The sequence below is a fragment of the Streptomyces sp. NPDC090741 genome, from assembly GCF_044769045.1.
Taxonomy (GTDB): domain Bacteria; phylum Actinomycetota; class Actinomycetes; order Streptomycetales; family Streptomycetaceae; genus Streptomyces.
In genome coordinates, this window is record NZ_JBIVXF010000014.1 from 184,548 (window position 1) to 200,021 (window position 15,474).

At 72.4% G+C, this 15,474-nt stretch carries 14 protein-coding genes; 4 read left to right on the plus strand and 10 right to left on the minus strand.

Annotation, left to right across the window (positions count from 1 at the left end):
- Positions 1–15: 15 nt before the first annotated feature.
- From ACIQU4_RS31780 to ACIQU4_RS31795, 4 genes are all read right to left on the minus strand, one after another.
- The gene (locus tag ACIQU4_RS31780; protein WP_403738012.1) at positions 16–501 is read right to left on the minus strand and encodes a DUF6099 family protein; all 486 of its coding nucleotides are present in this window, start codon (positions 499–501) and stop codon (positions 16–18) included.
- A gap of 123 nt (positions 502–624) precedes the next feature.
- Positions 625–1,020 carry a nucleotide pyrophosphohydrolase gene (locus ACIQU4_RS31785; RefSeq protein WP_403738015.1) on the minus strand — a complete coding sequence of 132 codons (396 nt, stop codon included), beginning with the start codon at positions 1,018–1,020 and terminating at the stop codon, positions 625–627.
- Positions 1,017–2,294: an ATP-binding protein gene (locus tag ACIQU4_RS31790; RefSeq protein WP_403738017.1), complete on the minus strand. Its 1,278-nt coding sequence runs from the start codon at positions 2,292–2,294 to the stop codon at positions 1,017–1,019. Before ACIQU4_RS31790 ends, ACIQU4_RS31785 begins: the two co-directional genes overlap by 4 nt.
- A 67-nt stretch (positions 2,295–2,361) precedes the next feature.
- Positions 2,362–2,757, minus strand: coding sequence for a cell division protein SepF (locus tag ACIQU4_RS31795; RefSeq protein ID WP_403738019.1), 396 nt, complete (start codon positions 2,755–2,757; stop codon positions 2,362–2,364).
- 164 nt (positions 2,758–2,921) lie between these two features.
- Here ACIQU4_RS31795 and ACIQU4_RS31800 point away from each other — a divergent pair, with 164 nt between their 5' ends.
- Positions 2,922–3,635 (plus strand): DUF2470 domain-containing protein, encoded by a 714-nt coding sequence (locus ACIQU4_RS31800; RefSeq protein WP_403738022.1) that lies wholly within the window; start codon positions 2,922–2,924, stop codon positions 3,633–3,635.
- A 48-nt stretch (positions 3,636–3,683) separates the two neighbouring features.
- Positions 3,684–4,604: an NADP-dependent oxidoreductase gene (locus tag ACIQU4_RS31805; RefSeq protein ID WP_403738026.1), complete on the plus strand. Its 921-nt coding sequence runs from the start codon at positions 3,684–3,686 to the stop codon at positions 4,602–4,604.
- Positions 4,605–4,651: 47 nt separating this feature from the next.
- Here ACIQU4_RS31805 and ACIQU4_RS31810 read toward each other — a convergent pair whose 3' ends face one another.
- The 6 genes from ACIQU4_RS31810 to ACIQU4_RS31835 all read right to left on the minus strand — a co-directional run bounded on the left by ACIQU4_RS31810 (position 4,652) and on the right by ACIQU4_RS31835 (position 10,483).
- Positions 4,652–5,998: an LLM class flavin-dependent oxidoreductase gene (locus ACIQU4_RS31810; RefSeq protein WP_403738029.1), complete on the minus strand. Its 1,347-nt coding sequence runs from the start codon at positions 5,996–5,998 to the stop codon at positions 4,652–4,654.
- A 32-nt stretch (positions 5,999–6,030) separates the two neighbouring features.
- Positions 6,031–6,987, minus strand: coding sequence for an ABC transporter permease (locus ACIQU4_RS31815; protein WP_403738032.1), 957 nt, complete (start codon positions 6,985–6,987; stop codon positions 6,031–6,033).
- Complete coding sequence (locus ACIQU4_RS31820) at positions 6,984–7,844, minus strand: ABC transporter ATP-binding protein (protein WP_403738035.1); 861 nt, start codon at positions 7,842–7,844, stop codon at positions 6,984–6,986. The genes ACIQU4_RS31815 and ACIQU4_RS31820 overlap by 4 nt, the downstream gene beginning before the upstream one ends.
- 5 nt (positions 7,845–7,849) lie before the next feature.
- On the minus strand, positions 7,850–8,881 hold the full coding sequence (locus ACIQU4_RS31825) for an ABC transporter substrate-binding protein (RefSeq protein WP_403738038.1): 1,032 nt from the start codon (positions 8,879–8,881) through the stop codon (positions 7,850–7,852).
- A gap of 40 nt (positions 8,882–8,921) precedes the next feature.
- Positions 8,922–9,485, minus strand: coding sequence for an NADPH-dependent FMN reductase (ssuE, locus tag ACIQU4_RS31830; protein ID WP_403738040.1), 564 nt, complete (start codon positions 9,483–9,485; stop codon positions 8,922–8,924).
- Between the two features lie 62 nt (positions 9,486–9,547).
- On the minus strand, positions 9,548–10,483 hold the full coding sequence (locus tag ACIQU4_RS31835; protein ID WP_403738043.1) for a TauD/TfdA dioxygenase family protein: 936 nt from the start codon (positions 10,481–10,483) through the stop codon (positions 9,548–9,550).
- Between the two features lie 918 nt (positions 10,484–11,401).
- Between ACIQU4_RS31835 and ACIQU4_RS31840 the strand changes: the two genes are divergently transcribed.
- Together ACIQU4_RS31840 and scpA are read left to right on the plus strand one after the other, a co-directional pair.
- Complete coding sequence (locus ACIQU4_RS31840) at positions 11,402–13,282, plus strand: methylmalonyl-CoA mutase family protein (RefSeq protein WP_403738044.1); 1,881 nt, start codon at positions 11,402–11,404, stop codon at positions 13,280–13,282.
- Positions 13,279–15,465, plus strand: a complete 2,187-nt coding sequence (scpA, locus tag ACIQU4_RS31845; RefSeq protein ID WP_403738047.1) for a methylmalonyl-CoA mutase — start codon at positions 13,279–13,281, stop codon at positions 15,463–15,465. The genes ACIQU4_RS31840 and scpA overlap by 4 nt, the downstream gene beginning before the upstream one ends.
- The last annotated feature ends 9 nt before the right edge of the window (positions 15,466–15,474 follow it).

Below are 15,474 nucleotides of genomic sequence, written 5' to 3' on the forward strand. Positions count from 1 at the left end.
CGCACCGCTCTCCCGTCAGGCCACGCCGGAGGCGGACCCCCGTTCGCGGACCGTCAGCCTGCGCAGGACGGCCCGGACCCGGTCGCTCGATTCGTCGGCCGCGTCTATGGACTCTATGCACTGCCAGTACAGGCCTTCGTCGTCCGTCGCGCAGGCCACCCCGACCAGGGCTATCCCCACTTCGCCGAGCAGCGCCTGCAGTCCGAGCAGAGCCTGGCGGACATCCGCCACCCCGGTCAGCTGCGCGGCTCTCGGCGGATAGTCGGGCGCACTGCCCTCTCCGTGCAGGGCAGCTCTGTCGAGCACCCCGCAGCCTCTGCCCCCCGCTTCACCCAGTCCCCGTGCCTCCGATCTCAGCTCCGGCGGCCCCGTGACCGCCAGCCAGCTCCCGATCCCCTGTGCGAGCGCCTGGGCCTGCCAGGCCTCGCCCACGATGTCCATCGCCGCCCCGCTCTGTGCCAGCGCGTGCCGGCCGGCCGCGATGAGCCTTACCGCATCCATATGCCGTCCCCCGTCCGCACGACATCCGCCGTCCTCACCACTACCCAGAGTGAGGGCAATGGGCCAGTAAAGCCAGGGGTATTCGGAAATCTGTGGACACAAACATGGTTGTGGACGACGCCATCACTCCGAAGAGTGACAATTCGATGTCGGAGGCCCTGTCACCGGGAAGCGGAGCTCGTTCCTCTCGATCTTCGCGGCGAGCGCATCCAGCACATCCACCCCGAGAACCTCACAGAATTGCAGCAGGTACGCCAGTACGTCGGCCACCTCATCGGCCACGCGGTGCGCGGTTTCCGGCTTCTCCATGACCTTCGCCGACTGTTCGGGGGTCATCCACTGGAAGATTTCGACCAGTTCGGACGCTTCCACGCTCAGCGCCACGGCCAGGTTCTTGGGCGTGTGGTACGGCTCCCAGCCGCGCGCGGCGGCGAACTCGGCCAGCCGCCGCTGAAGTTGGTGCAGCCGCTCGTGCGGCTGCGGCTCGTCCCCGTGCTGTACGTCCTGCTCATCGCTCATGGCGTCAGGTCTACCACCGTCACCCCCGGGGTCACGCGGGCGGCCGCGGCCGCCCCCTCCCCCACCGCCGCGAGCAGCCGGACATGGCCGCGACCGCAGGACAGCAGGGCAAGCCGCAGCAGTTCGGCGCTCTGCCGCCGGTCCAGATCGCGGTCGAAGCCGTCGGCGATGACGGTCAGCGCCTGCCGGGCGGAGAGCAGCTCGGCGGCCGGGTCCATGGCGAGCACCCCCGGGCCGGTCAGCAGGACCAGCGCCAGCGCGAGGAAGCGGAGCTCGCCCGCGCCGAGCCGGCCCAGTTCCGTGGCGGGTCCGGCGCGGCCGCGGTCCAGCACCGCGGTGACCGGGCCGTGCGCGGGAGCCCGTACGTCCAGCCCCTCCACCGGGCCCGCGCAGCCGGTCCGCGCAGCCGCGGCGAGCAGCGCGTGGCGGGTGCCGCATTCGTGGCGGGTCCGGCGCAGCACATCGGCCAGGTTGGCGCAGTCGCCGAGCAGCCGGCCCTCCCCCGGCGGGACGGGTGCGCGCATCCGGTCGGGGCGCGGGTCGCAGGGGAACACCGAGCGCAGCGCCACCACCACCTGCTCGGCCGCCGCGAGCACCTGGCGCTGCCCGGCCGTGGAACCGGCGACGCGCAGCGGGAGGAGGGCCGTGCCGAGCCGGTCGTCGGGCAGTGGGGCCCGGGTGACGCCGACGGCTCCGCCGGTCAGCCAGGAGGCCTGCACGGAGCGCCGGCCGGGGTCGCGCAGGGCGGTGCCGAGCAGGATCTGCCCGTCCACCGCGAGCCGTTCGCCGACGATCCGGAGCGTGGGCTCGGCCTGTACGGCGAGGTCGAGGCGGACCGGCCCGGCGGGTCCGTCGACGGTGCAGCCGATGCGGAAGCCGCGCCGCCCCTGGCCGTCGGGCAGGGCCCCGTCGGGGATCCGGGCCCGCGGATCGGGGAACACCTCCTCCAGGGTGGCCCCGGCCCCGAGCCCGGCCAGGGCCTCGTAGGCGGCCAGGACCTGGGACTTGCCGCTGCCGCTGGGCCCGGCGAGGAAGGTCACGGGCTCCAGCGCGAAGACGGCGCCGCGGTGCCTCCCGAACGCGGAGAGCCGCAACTCGGTGACGACGGGCCGGTGGTGCACGACGGCGGGCGGGAGCGCACGGTCCACCGGCACGGCGGCGGGCGGGAGCGCATCGTCGGCAGGCGCAGCGGATAACGCGACGCGGGCGGGGGCCGTGGCCCCCGCCGCGTCCGGGTCCGGGTCCAAGGCTGGGGCGTTCATGGTGGCGTCCATGCGCCGGACGGTACGGGCCGCCGGGCCCCCGGTGGGCACGGCGAACCGTTCCGCCCTGGCGACCTTCCTACGATCGGGGGACGGCGGCGGCCGCGATCCCCTCGACCTCGGTACCGACGGGCGCCAGCAGGAAGACGTTCCGGTCGACCCGGTGCATCCCGCTGCCCAGCCCGAAGACAACACCACTGCTGAAGTCGAGGATCCGCTTGGCCACTTCACTGTCCGCGCCGGTGAGGTCGAGCAGCACCGGGATCTGTGCGATCAGGTACTCGGCCACCTCCCGCGCGTCGGCGAAGACCTGGACCCGGATCACGACGAAGCGCCGCTGCTCCGCCGCGGACGCCGCCGGCGCCGTGGGGATCGTGCGGTGGTCCACCCGGGAGGGCCACTCGTTGCGACTGCGCAGGGGGACCACCTGCGCGAGCCCCTCCCACTGTTCGTCCGTGACGTCGTACCTGCTCACCGGGCCGCCTCGGCCGTGCGCTTCATGTGCATCCCCCCATCCTCTCGCGTTTCACCCGTTCAGCCCAACAACGACACGAGCGACACCGGGGTACTCCCGTAGAGGCGAATGGGTTAGGTTAGGCATACCTAAGTCACTTGCCCAGGACGATGGAGAGATCCCGCATGCGCATGTCCGGTGCCGCCCCCGCCACCCCGGCCGCCGGCCGGCCCTCCGATGCCGAGCAGGTCCGGTCGATCCTGGCCGCCGCCCACTCCATGACCGTGGTCACCGACGGGCTGAGCAGCGAGATCCGCCACCTCGACGGGTCGGACCCGATGGGCCGGCTGCACCTGCACCCCGCCGAGCCCGGCGGCGAATGCGAGTACCGGCCCCCGATCCGGCTGGAGTTCACCGACATCGCCCCCACCCCCGTACGGGACCGGGTGCGCGCCCGCGTCACGATCACCGGCCGCCTGCTCACGCCTTACACGGACGAAGGCGCCGACTCCACCTGCATGGAATTCGGCCGGGCCGTCCTGGAGACCGCCGAGGGCCGCACGTACGTCGGCCTCGAAGAGCTCGACGCGGCCTGCCCCGACCCCCTCGCCGCGTTCGAGGCCGGCATGCTCACGCACCTCCTCGACGACCACGCCGAGCTCGTCACGCTCCTCCTGCGCCTGGTCCGGCCGCTGCCCGCCGCCGCGATCGTCCGCGTGCTGCCGCTCGCCATGGACCGGTACGGGATCACCCTTCGCCTCGAACTGCGGCGCGGCCACCACGACGTACGGCTGCCGTTCCCCTCTCCGCTGGACGACGTCGAGCAGTCCGGGGTGCAGATCCAGGCCCTGTTCAGCGCGGCCCGGCGGCGCTCGCACCGCAACAGCCTCCCCGCGTGAGGAACCCGTACGGGAATAGCTCCACCCGGGGTCCCGTTGGGGACGATCATGAAGGCAATCACGTACAACGCATACGGAACTACCCAGAACCTCAAGCTCGTTGACGTACCGCAGCCCAAGGTCGGCCCCGGCGAGGTGCTGGTCCGGGTCAAGGCCGCCGGCGTCAACCCGGTCGACTGGAAGCTCGCCGCCGGATACCTCGACCCGATCCTCGAAGTCCGGTACCCCGTCATACCCGGCTGGGACGTGGCCGGCGTCGTCGAGGCCGTCGGCCCCGACACCTTCGACTACGCCGTCGGCGACGAGGTGTACGGATACGTCCGCAAGGAATGGGTCGAGCTCGGCACCTACGCCGAACTCGTCGCGGCCCCCGTCCGGACGCTGGCCCGCAAGCCGCGCGAGCTGACCTTCGAGCAGGCCGCGGGCCTCCCGCTGGCCGGCCTCACCGCGTACCAGTCCCTCACCCGCGTGGGCCTCAAGGCCGGCGAGACCGTCGTCATCCACTCCGCGGCGGGCGGCACCGGCTCCTTCGGCGTGCAGATCGCCGTCGCGCTCGGCCTGCGCGTCATCGGCACGGCCGGCGCGCACAACCACGACTACCTGCGCTCGCTCGGCGCCGAACCGGTCCTGTACGGGGAGGGCCTGGCGGACCGGATCCGCGCGCTCGCCCCCGAAGGCATCGACGCCGGGCTGGACTTCTTCGGGGACGGCGCGGTCGACATCCTCCAGTCGCTCGTCAAGGAGCGCGGCCGGGTGGTCTCCATCGCCGATTACGAGGCCGCCGCCAAGGGCGCGCACCAGCTGTGGGTGCGCCCGGACACGACCGACCTGACGTTCCTGGCGGAACTCGCCGACGCGGGCAGGCTCACGGTCAACGTGGAGCACGCGCTGCCGCTCGCCGAGGCCGCGAAGGCCTGGGAGCTCAGCGCGGCGGGACGCACCCGCGGCAAGATCGTCCTCACCGTCTGACGACACGCGACGGCCGCCGGAGTACGAGGCTCCGGCGGCCCGCGGACTCAGCCGGCGGCAGCGGCGGTGGCGGCCTCCGCGTACCGGTTCGCCGGGCGCGCGAGCCCGTAGTTCTCGCGCAGGGTCGTGCCGGTGTATTCGGTGCGGAACAGGCCGCGCCGCTGGAGGATCGGCACGACGTGGTCGACGAAGTCGGTGAGGCCGGTCGGCAGCACGGGCGCCATGACGTTGAACCCGTCGGCGGCGCCCTGGGTGAACCACTCCTCCAGCTGGTCGGCGATCTGCTCGGGCGTACCGGCGAAGACGCGGTGGCCGCGGCCGGCGCCGAGGCGGGCGATCAGGTCGCGCAGACTGAGGCCGTCGCGGCGGGCCAGCTCGGCGACGAGGGTGAAGCGGCTCTTGTTTCCGTTGATGTCCCGCTCCTCGGGGAGCTCGGGCAGCGGGCCGTCGAGGGGCAGGCCGGTCAGGTCGGTGCCGAGCATGCCGGAGATCTGTGCGAGCCCGTACTCCGGCACCTGGAGGTCGGTGAGCTGCTGCTCCAGGGCCTTGGCCTCGGCCTCGGTGGAGCCGATGACGGGGGCGATGCCGGGCAGGACGAGCAGGTCGGACTCGGCCCGGCCGTACTTCGCGAGGCGCGACTTGAGGTCCTTGTAGAAGGTCTGCCCGTCGGCGAGGGTCTGCTGGGCGGTGAAGACGGCCTCGGCGTACTGCGCGGCGAACTCCTTGCCGTCCTCGGAGGAGCCGGCCTGCACGAGCAGCGGGTGGCCCTGCGGGGAGCGGGGCACGTTGAGCGGGCCGGCGACGCCGAAGTACGTACCGCGGTGGGCGGCGGGGTGGAGCTTGTCGGTGTCGGCGTAGATGCCGCGCTCCTTGTCGAGGACGATCGCGTCGTCCTCCCAGCTGTCCCAGAGCTTGGTGGCCACGTCGAGGAACTCGCGGGCGCGGTCGTAGCGGAGGCCGTGTTCGAGGTGCTCGTCCTGGCCGAAGTTGCGGGCCTCGTCGACGGTGCCGGAGGTGACGATGTTCCAGCCGGCACGGCCGTTGCTGATGTGGTCGAGGGAGGCGAACTTGCGGGCGAGGTGGAACGGCTCGTTGAAGGTGGTGGAGACGGTGGCGATGAGCCCGATGTGCTCGGTGACGGCGGCGATGGCGGAGAGCAGGGTGAGCGGCTCGAACCCGCCGAGGGCGTTGTAGCGGGCCTTGCCCCAGAGGGCGAGTCCGTCGGCGAAGAAGATCGAGTCGAGCCTCCCCCGCTCGGCGGTCCGCGCCAGGTCCTGGAAGTACCGCAGGTCGGTGACCCGCTCGGGACTGCTGTCGGGATGCCGCCAGGCGGCGTCGTGGTGCCCGGCGTTCATGAGGAACGCGTTGAGGTGGAGGGTCCGGCGTGCGGTCATGGTGGTGTTCCTCGGGGTGGGAGAGACGAGTGTCAGGCGGGGACGCGCCAGAGGCTGAGGCGGCGCTCGACGGTGATGAGGAGCTGGTTGAAGGCGACGCCGATGGCCGAGATGGTGACGATGCCCGCGTACATCTCCGGGATCGCGAAGTTGAACTGCGAGGCGTTGATCAGGTAGCCGAGACCCGCCTTGGCGCCGATCATCTCGGCGGCCACGAGGACCAGGATCGAGACGGCGCCGGCCAGCCGGATACCGGTGAAGACGGCCGGTACCGAGGCCGGCAGGATCACCTTCTGGAACAGCCTCGGCGTGGACAGGTCCATGGACCGGGCGAGTCTGACCAGGGTCGGATCGGCGTTGCCGACGGCGCTGATGGTGTTCAGCAGGATCGGCCAGACGCAGGCGTAGACGACGATGGAGACCTTCGAGGTCTCGCCGATGCCGAGCAGCAGGACGAACACCGGCAGCAGCGCGAGGGCCGCGGTGTTGCGGAACACCTCCAGCAGCGGGCCCAGCAGCACCGCGACGGGGCGGTACCAGCCGATCAGCAGGCCGAGCGGGACCGCGACGACGACGGCGATGGCGAAGCCGCCGAAGGAGCGGACCAGACTCGCCTGCGTGTGCTCGGCGAGCTGGCCGTTGCCGGCCAGTTCCCACCAGGCCGTGGCGACCTCGCTGACCGGCGGGAGGAAGGTGGAGTCCACCAGTCCGAGCCGGGGCGCCGCCTCCCAGACCGCGAGCAGGGCGAGGATCGCCGCCGAGCGGAGGGCCGCCGCGCGCAGCCACCGGGCGACGGCGCGCAGGGCGGCCGGAGCGGCCGGAGCCGGGGCGGGGGCCGCCGGCGCGGGCGGGGCCGGCGCGGGTTCGCGTACCGCCTCCGGTTCGCGTACCGGCGCGGGTTCGCGTACGAGCGCGGGCTCGTCCGTGCGCACCCCGCTCTCGGGACCCGCCTCGGCCGCGGTGCTCTTCGTATCGGTTCCGGTGCTCATACGGTGGCCTCCTCCTTCTCCAGTTGCTGGGCGCGGGCCACCTCGTCGTGGAGCAGGGTCCAGATCTCGTGGCGGTAGCGGGCGAATTCCGGGCTGGAGCGCAGTTCCTCCCCGCCGGCGCCGGTGGCCCGGTCGCCGAAGGAGACGGGGACGGCCTCCTTGATCCGGCCGGGGCGGGAGGTCATCACGGCCACCCGCTGCCCGAGGTACACGGCCTCCTCGATCCCGTGCGTGATGAACACGACGGTCTTGCCGGTCCGCTGCCAGATGCGGCGCAGCTCGTCCTGGAGGGATTCACGGGTCTGCGCGTCGAGCGCGGCGAACGGCTCGTCCATCAGCAGGACGTCCGGGTCGTAGGCGAGGGACCGGGCGATGGCCACGCGCTGGCGCATCCCTCCGGACAGCTCGTGCGGGTGGCGGTCCTCGAAGCCGGTGAGGCCGACGAGGTCCAGGAACTCCCGGGCCCGCGCCGCGCGTTCACGGCGGGGGACGCCGGTCGCCTCCAGCCCGAACTCGATGTTGCCGAGCGCGGTGCGCCAGGGCAGCAGGGCGTACTGCTGGAAGACGATGCCCCGGTCCAGGCCGGGTCCGGTGACCGGCTCGCCGTCGAGCAGGATCCGGCCGGAGGTGGGCCGGGTCAGGCCTCCCAGCAGGTCGAGGAGGGTGGACTTGCCGCAGCCGCTGGGGCCGACGACCACCACGAACTCCCCGGCCCCGATCTCCAGGTCCACGCCGTCGAGAGCGGTGAAGCTGCCGCCCTCGCCGAGGGCCCCGGCCCTCCTGCCCCCGGTCCGCCTGCCCTTGCTCTGCTTCCTCGGGAACGTCTTCGTCACGGACTCGAACACGATCTTCGCCATGGTGCTCAGCCCTTCCCCTGGTCGTTGAACTCGTTCGTGTACAGGTCGGCGGGGGTCAGCTGGCCCTTCTTGACCTCGCCGCGCTCACCGAGCCAGTCGATCCACAGCCGGAACTCCTTGTCGGCGATCCGGCCGCCGGTCTCGGCCACCCCGAACGAGCGCCAGTACTGGAGGGTGGAGGTGTCCTCGTTGCGGCCGCGCTTCTTGACGATCTCGGTCATCCGGGCGATGACCTCCTCGCGCGGGGTGGTCCGGGACCACTCGATGGCCTTGGCCACACCGGTCGTGAAGGTCCGTACGGTGTCGGGGTTCTCCTTGATGAACCGCCGGGTCATCACGTACGACCCGGCGCTGAAGGCGCCCAGCAGCTCGAAGTCCTTGAACAGCGGGCGGATGCCACCGGTGGCGAGGGCCTTGTCCCGAAGGACGCCGCTGAGCACCCCGACCTCGATCTGCTTCTGGCGCAGCGCCTGTTCGGTGTTGACGGGCGGGACCACGAGGGACTCGACCTTCGCGGCCTCGGCCTTGGAGACGCCGTTGCGCTCCAGGTAGATGTCCAGCAGGGCCTGGGCATGGGCGCCCAGGGTGTTCATGCCGACCTTCTTGCCGATCAGGTCGCGGGGCGAGCGGATCGGGCTGTCCTCCAGGACGTAGTAGCCGAGGTAGGTGTCCTTGTCGGAGCCGTAGTAGGAGATGACCGACTGGATCTGGGCCTTGCTCGCGGCGAGTTTGACGATCGCGCCGTTGAAGGCTCCGCCGAAGTGGGTCTGGCCGGTGGCAGCGGACTGGATGTCCTGGGGGCCGCTGATGGTGTTGCCGACCCAGTCGAGGGTCAGTCCGCCCAGGTAGCCGAGGTCCGCGGCCAGCTCGGGGAGCAGGACGGCGCCGACGGCGCCCTGGTACTTGAGGGACGTGACCTGCTTGGCGGATCCGCCGGTGGCGGTGGCCGTACCGCAGCTCACCGCGGCCGCCGAGATGCCGAGCAGGGTGAGGAACTGGCGTCGGGTGGTGGAGGTGGGAGCGAGGGCTGCGGGCATGGAGGGGGTCCTTGTTCGGGAATCGGTGGTTTCGGGGCAGCTACGGGGCGGTCGTCGCGAAGGGGGCGGCGGAGGCTCGGGCGTTCAGCGCCCCGGCGAACTCGTCGACGGCCTGGAAGAGGTCCAGCTCCGCCTCGGGCCGCAGCCGGCCGGGGCCGGCCCCGCGCTCCACGGAGGAGTCCAGGACGAACCGGCCGGCGGTGACGTGCCGGGCTCCGAGCGCGGCGAGCACCGGGCGCAGGGCGTAGTCGAGGGTCAGTACGTGGGCGAGGCTGCCGCCGGTGGCGATCGGCAGGACCGTCTTCCCGGCCAGCCCGTCCTGTGGGAGCAGATCGAGGAAGGCCTTGAGCAGGCCGGTGTACGAGGCCTTGTAGACCGGGGTCGCGACGATGATCCCGTCGGCCTCCGCGACGGCTTCGAGGGCCCGGCGGATCTCGGGCTCCCCGCGGCGGGCGGAGAGGAGGTCGGCGGCGGGCAGCTCCCGTACGGCGAGGTGGGCGGTGTCGAACCCGGCGTGGGCGAGCCGGCGCAGCACGTGGTCGGCGACGACGGCGGTACGGGAGTGCGGGGAGGGGCTGCCGGTGAGGGCGAGCAGGGTGGGCACGGTGCCTCCTGGGGCGTCGTACGGGCGGGTCGGGCGGGGCCGGTCGGGCCGGGCCGGTCGGGTCAGGCGGTGGCGGACGCGCCCGACGGGATGCCGAAGGACGGGTCGGGGACGGTCTCCGGGCTGATCAGGCGGGACGGGACCCCGTCCGGCCCGACGGGTACGTCGCCGTCGACCGTCACCCGGCGCAGGGTGCGCTCGTGGTCGTCGGAGTCGTCGACGCCGTAGTGCTGGGTGGCCCGGTTGTCCCAGATCGCGACGTCGCCGGCCCGCCACTGCCAGCGGACGGTGTTCTCGGGGCGCTCGATGTGCGACTGGAAGAGGTCGACCAGCGCACGGGAGTCCTGACCGGTCAGGCCGTCGATCCGCTGGACGAAGTTGCCGAGGAGCAGCGTGCGTTCGCCGGTCTCGGGGTGGACGCGGACGACGGGGTGCTCGGTGCGGAACTTCGTGGACGTGAACACCTCGCGGTACTGGGCGAGGGCCTCGGGGAGCGCGTCGGGCTTGAGGGCGGCGTAGTCGTATTCGTTGGTGTGAACGGCGCGCAGGCTGTCGGCGAGGACGCGGAGCGGCTCGGGGAGGTGGGCGTACGCGGCGGCGGTGTTGGCCCAGAGGGTGTTGCCGCCGTACGGGGGGAGGGTGACGGCGCGGAGGATGGAGAAGGCGGGGTAGGCGGGGACGAAGGTGACGTCGGTGTGCCACTGGTTGGCGCGGGCGCCGTGGTGGGAGTCGATGCCGAGCGCGTAACGGCCGTCGGCGGAGGGCACGGTGGGGTGGGCGACGGGCGTGCCGAGCAGTTGGGCGAAGGCTTCGTGGCCGGCCTCGTCGAGGTGGTCCTGGTCGCGGAAGAAGACGACCTTGTGGGCGAGGAGGGCGGCCCGGACCTCGGCGACGACCTCGTCCGGAAGCCCACCCCCGAGTCGCACACCCCCGATCTCGGCGCCGATCCGGCCACCGATCCGGGTGACGGTGGGCAGGGTGCGGGTGGCGGTGGTCATGGGAACTCCCTCGGGTTGGTTTCGACAGGGGACGGCCGCAAGGCCGCGACCGGACGCGGAACGGGTACGGGTACGGGGCCGGCCGGAGGCGGGGGCCGGACGGGGACGGATCCGGCCTGCGGGCAGGGCCGGTCGGCGGCCCACAGGACAGGGGGGTGCCGGGCATTCGACGGGAGAGGGCCGCCGTGGGCCGCCGATCGGGTCGACCTGGGGCCGGGTCAGCCTCGGGTCAGGCGGCCGGAGGCTGGTTGGCCGGAGGCCGAGCGGGGTTCGGGCCGGTTGGCCAGGCCGAACCGGCTGAAGGCCGGAAGGCGAACGGCAGGGGCCTGACCGGCCGACGGCGGACGAGCCGGCCGGGAGCCGGGCCATCCCGGGTCGGGATGGGACCGAAGGCCGGTTCGGCGGAAGGCCGAGCGGTCAGCGGGCAGGAGCCGGGGCGGCGCTCAGGCGCGGCACAGGGCCTGACAGCGGCCCGGACACGCACCCGGCGCGGTACAGGAGCCGGGGGTGTGGAACCGCGGGGCGGGAAGCTCGAACGCGGACATGGCTCGGAGCCTGGCAGCGACTCCGGGACGGGTCAAGCCCCGCCCGGCACGCCGAAACAAACCCTGCGCGGATCCCCCGCCCACCTCGGCACACCACCTCTGACCTGGCACTTCGACCATGCCGTCAGAGGCCACCCATCGCTCTAGAACGGCCGAAAACAGTGGCCGGATTTCACGCCCCCGCAACGCGACCGCCACGCACCCGCCGAGCCGGATGCCCTCGGGGCCGAAGCCGCCCGCCGGACTCCCCCTCCTGCGCGCCGCGCCGCCGCTCGGGACGCTCTTTCGTGACCCGTCCCCTCTCACATGAGAGGGGGAGATCACATCCGGTGGTTATAGTCGTTCACAAGGCCACCCCCCTAGCATTCGAGCCATGACGGTCCTGCCTGATGACGGGCTCTCCTTGGCCGCCGAGTTCCCTGACGCGACGCATGAGCAGTGGCAGCGCCTTGTAGAGGGCGTTCTACGCAAGTCCGGCAAGGACGTATCCGGCGAAGCCGCAGAAGACGCGTTGTCCACGAAGCTCGAAGACGGGCTCATCACCCGCCCGCTGTACACCGCGCCCGAAACGGCCGACGAGACCGGGTTTCCCGGGTTCGCTCCGTTCATACGGGGCGGCAGCCCCGCCGGCGGTGCCGCCGCTGGCTGGGACGTACGTCAGCGGTACGTCGGAAATGACCCCGTACGGGTGAACGAGGCCGTTCTCACCGACCTCGAGAACGGGGTCACCTCACTCTGGCTGTCCCTGGACGGCGGCCTCGGCGGGCTCCCCGTCGACGCGCTCCCCCGCGCCCTCGACGGCGTCTACCTCGACCTGGCCCCCGTCTCCCTCGACGCCGGAGCCGAATACGCCGACGCCGGCCGCGCCTTGCTGCGCCTGTACGCCGAGCGGCAGGTGGCCCCCGGGGCCGCCCGCGCGAACCTCGGCGCCGACCCGCTCGGCCATGAGGCCCGTACGGGTGAAGTCCTGGACCTCGCCGGCGCCGTCGGCCTCGCCCGGGAGGCTGCCGCGCACTGGCCCGGCGTCCGCTCCCTCCTCGTCGACGCGCTGCCGTACCACGAGGCCGGCGGCTCGGCCGCCGAGGAGCTCGGCCTGTCGCTGGCCACCGGCGTCGCGTACCTGCGCGCCCTCACGGAGGGTGCTCCCGCCGCCGAAGGCCTCGGCGCCGACGCCGCCCTCGGCCAGCTCGAGTTCCGCTACGCCGCGACCGCCGACCAGTTCCTCACCATCGCGAAGTTCCGTGCCGCGCGCCGTCTGTGGGCCCGGATCGCCGAGGCCTGCGGGGCCCCCGACGCGGGTGCCCAGCGCCAGCACGCCGTCACCTCGCCCGTGATGATGACCCGCCGCGACCCGTGGGTGAACATGCTGCGCACCACCGTCGCCTGCATGGCGGCGGGCGTCGGCGGGGCCGACTCGGTCACCGTGCTCCCCTTCGACCACGAGCTGGGCCTGCCGGACGCCTTCGCGCGCCGCATCGCCCGCAACACCTCCACCATCCTGCTGGAGGAGTCGCACCTGGCCCGCGTCATCGACCCGGCCGGCGGCTCGTACTACGTGGAGCAGCTCACCGACGAACTCGCGCACGCCGCCTGGGAGTTCTTCCAGACGATCGAGAAGGCCGGCGGCCTGGCCGCCGCCCTGCGCTCCGGACTGGTCGCCGACCGGCTGGCCGCCACCTGGGCCGAGCGCTCCAAGAGGCTCGCCAAGCGCCGTGAACCCATCACGGGCGTCAGCGAGTTCCCGCTGCTCTCGGAGAAGCCCGTCGAGCGCGAGCCCGCCCCGGCGGGCCCCACGGGCGGGCTGCCGCGCGTACGGCGCGACGAGGCGTACGAGGCGCTGCGCGCCCGCAGCGACGCGCACCTGGCCGCGACGGGGAACCGTCCGCGCATCTTCCTCGCCGCGCTCGGCCCGGCGGCGGCGCACACCGCGCGCGCCACCTTCGCCGCGAACCTGTTCCAGGCGGGCGGCGTCGAACCGGTCCACGACCCGGTGTCGGTGGACCCGGCGACGGCCGCCGAGGCCTACGCCGCGAGCGGCGCGGACGGCATGGCCGTGCTGTGCTCCAGCGACCCGCTGTACGAGGAGCAGGCCGAGGCGGTGGCCGCCGCCCTGCGCGCGGCCGGCGCGACGACCGTGTTCCTCGCGGGCAAGCCCGGCACCTCGGCCGGCGCCGTGGACGAGTACGTCTTCGCGGGCTGCGACGCGGTCGCCGTACTGTCCTCCGTACTCGACCGGATGGGAGTCTCCCTGTGAGCATCCCCGATTTCTCCGAACTCGCGCTGAACGGCGCGGGCACCGCGGCCGGGTCCGAGGACCAGTGGCGCGCCGCGGTGAAGGAGTCCACCGGGACCGCCGCCGGCGACCTGCTGTGGGAGACCCCCGAGGGCATCGGCGTGAAGCCGCTGTACACGGGCCGGGACCTGGAGGGGCTGGACTTCCTCCGGACCTACCCGGGCGTGGCCCCGTACCTGCGCGGCCCGTACCCGACCATGTACGTCAACCAGCCCTGGACGATCCGGCAGTACGCGGGCTTCTCCACGGCCGAGGAGTCGAACGCCTTCTACCGCCGCAACCTCGCGGCCGGCCAGAAGGGCCTGTCGATCGCCTTCGACCTGCCCACGCACCGCGGCTACGACAGCGACCACCCGCGCGTCACGGGTGACGTCGGCATGGCGGGCGTGGCGATCGACTCGATCTACGACATGCGGCAGCTGTTCGACGGCATTCCGCTGGACAAGATGACGGTGTCGATGACGATGAACGGCGCGGTGCTGCCGGTCCTCGCCCTCTACATCGTGGCGGCGGAGGAGCAGGGCGTCTCCCCCGACAAGCTCGGCGGGACCATCCAGAACGACATCCTCAAAGAGTTCATGGTCCGCAACACCTACATCTATCCGCCCAAGCCCTCGATGCGGATCATCTCCGACATCTTCTCGTTCACCTCGCAGAAGATGCCGCGGTACAACTCCATCTCGATCTCCGGCTACCACATCCAGGAGGCCGGGGCCACGGCCGACCTGGAGCTCGCGTACACGCTCGCCGACGGCGTGGAGTACCTGCGCGCCGGTCAGGGCGCCGGGCTGGACGTGGACGCGTTCGCGCCGCGCCTGTCGTTCTTCTGGGCGATCGGCATGAACTTCTTCATGGAGGTCGCGAAGCTGCGCGCCGCCCGGCTGCTGTGGGCTCGGCTCGTCAAGCAGTTCGACCCGAAGAACGCGAAGTCGCTCTCGCTGCGCACGCATTCGCAGACATCGGGCTGGTCGCTGACGGCGCAGGACGTGTTCAACAACGTCACGCGTACGTGCATCGAGGCGATGGCCGCGACCCAGGGGCACACCCAGTCGCTGCACACCAACGCCCTCGACGAGGCTCTCGCGCTGCCGACGGACTTCTCGGCGCGCATCGCCCGCAACACCCAGCTGCTGCTCCAGCAGGAGTCGGGGACCTGCCGGTCGATCGACCCGTGGGGCGGCAGCGCGTACGTCGAGAAGCTGACGTACGACCTGGCGCGCCGGGCCTGGAAGCACATCCAGGAGGTCGAGGCGGCCGGCGGCATGGCGCAGGCCATCGACGCGGGCATCCCGAAGCTGCGCGTGGAGGAGGCCGCGGCCCGTACGCAGGCGCGGATCGACTCGGGGCGCCAGCCGGTGATCGGCGTGAACAAGTACCGGGTGGAGAACGACGAGCAGATCGACGTGCTCAAGGTCGACAACTCCTCGGTGCGCACGCAGCAGATCGAGAAGCTGCGGCGGCTGCGCGAGGAGCGCAACGAGGCGATCACGCAGGACGCGCTGCGGGCACTGACGAACGCCGCTGACCGTGCGGACGGGAACCTGCTCGCGCTGGCGGTGGACGCGGCGCGCGCCAAGGCCACGGTGGGTGAGATCTCGGACGCACTGGAGAAGGTGTACGGGCGGCACGCGAGCCAGATCCGTACGATCTCGGGTGTGTACCGCACCGAGGCAGGCGAGTCCCCGAACGTGGAGCGCACGCGTGCGCTGGTCGACCGGTTCGAGGAGGCGGAGGGACGCCGTCCGCGTGTCCTGGTCGCCAAGATGGGCCAGGACGGGCACGACCGCGGCCAGAAGGTGATCGCGACCGCCTTCGCCGACCTGGGCTTCGACGTGGACGTCGGCCCGCTGTTCCAGACCCCGGCGGAGGTGGCCCGCCAGGCCGTCGAGGCGGACGTCCACGTGGTGGGCGTGTCGTCGCTGGCGGCCGGTCACCTGACCCTCGTACCGGCGCTGCGCGAGCAGTTGGCGGAGGAGGGGCGCGAGGACATCATGATCGTGGTGGGCGGGGTGATCCCGCCGGCCGACGTGCCGACGCTGCTGGAGATGGGCGCGGCGGCGGTGTTCCCGCCCGGCACGGTGATCACGGACGCGGCCCACGACCTGGTGACGCGGCTGGCCGCGGATCTGGGCCACGAGCTGTAGGGCGCGGCC

Bases quoted from the DNA above. Each gene is read 5' to 3' on its own strand.
- ACIQU4_RS31800 (WP_403738022.1), top strand. From the start codon at position 2,922: ATGCGCATGTCCGGTGCCGCCCCCGCCACCCCGGCCGCCGGCCGGCCC.
- ACIQU4_RS31790 (WP_403738017.1), bottom strand. From the start codon at position 2,294: ATGGACGCCACCATGAACGCCCCAGCCTTGGACCCGGACCCGGACGCG.
- ACIQU4_RS31815 (WP_403738032.1), bottom strand. From the start codon at position 6,987: ATGAGCACCGGAACCGATACGAAGAGCACCGCGGCCGAGGCGGGTCCC.
- ACIQU4_RS31785 (WP_403738015.1), bottom strand. From the start codon at position 1,020: ATGAGCGATGAGCAGGACGTACAGCACGGGGACGAGCCGCAGCCGCAC.
- ACIQU4_RS31820 (WP_403738035.1), bottom strand. From the start codon at position 7,844: ATGGCGAAGATCGTGTTCGAGTCCGTGACGAAGACGTTCCCGAGGAAG.
- ACIQU4_RS31825 (WP_403738038.1), bottom strand. From the start codon at position 8,881: ATGCCCGCAGCCCTCGCTCCCACCTCCACCACCCGACGCCAGTTCCTC.
- ACIQU4_RS31810 (WP_403738029.1), bottom strand. From the start codon at position 5,998: ATGACCGCACGCCGGACCCTCCACCTCAACGCGTTCCTCATGAACGCC.
- ACIQU4_RS31840 (WP_403738044.1), top strand. From the start codon at position 11,402: ATGACGGTCCTGCCTGATGACGGGCTCTCCTTGGCCGCCGAGTTCCCT.
- ACIQU4_RS31835 (WP_403738043.1), bottom strand. From the start codon at position 10,483: ATGACCACCGCCACCCGCACCCTGCCCACCGTCACCCGGATCGGTGGC.
- ACIQU4_RS31780 (WP_403738012.1), bottom strand. From the start codon at position 501: ATGGATGCGGTAAGGCTCATCGCGGCCGGCCGGCACGCGCTGGCACAG.
- ACIQU4_RS31805 (WP_403738026.1), top strand. From the start codon at position 3,684: ATGAAGGCAATCACGTACAACGCATACGGAACTACCCAGAACCTCAAG.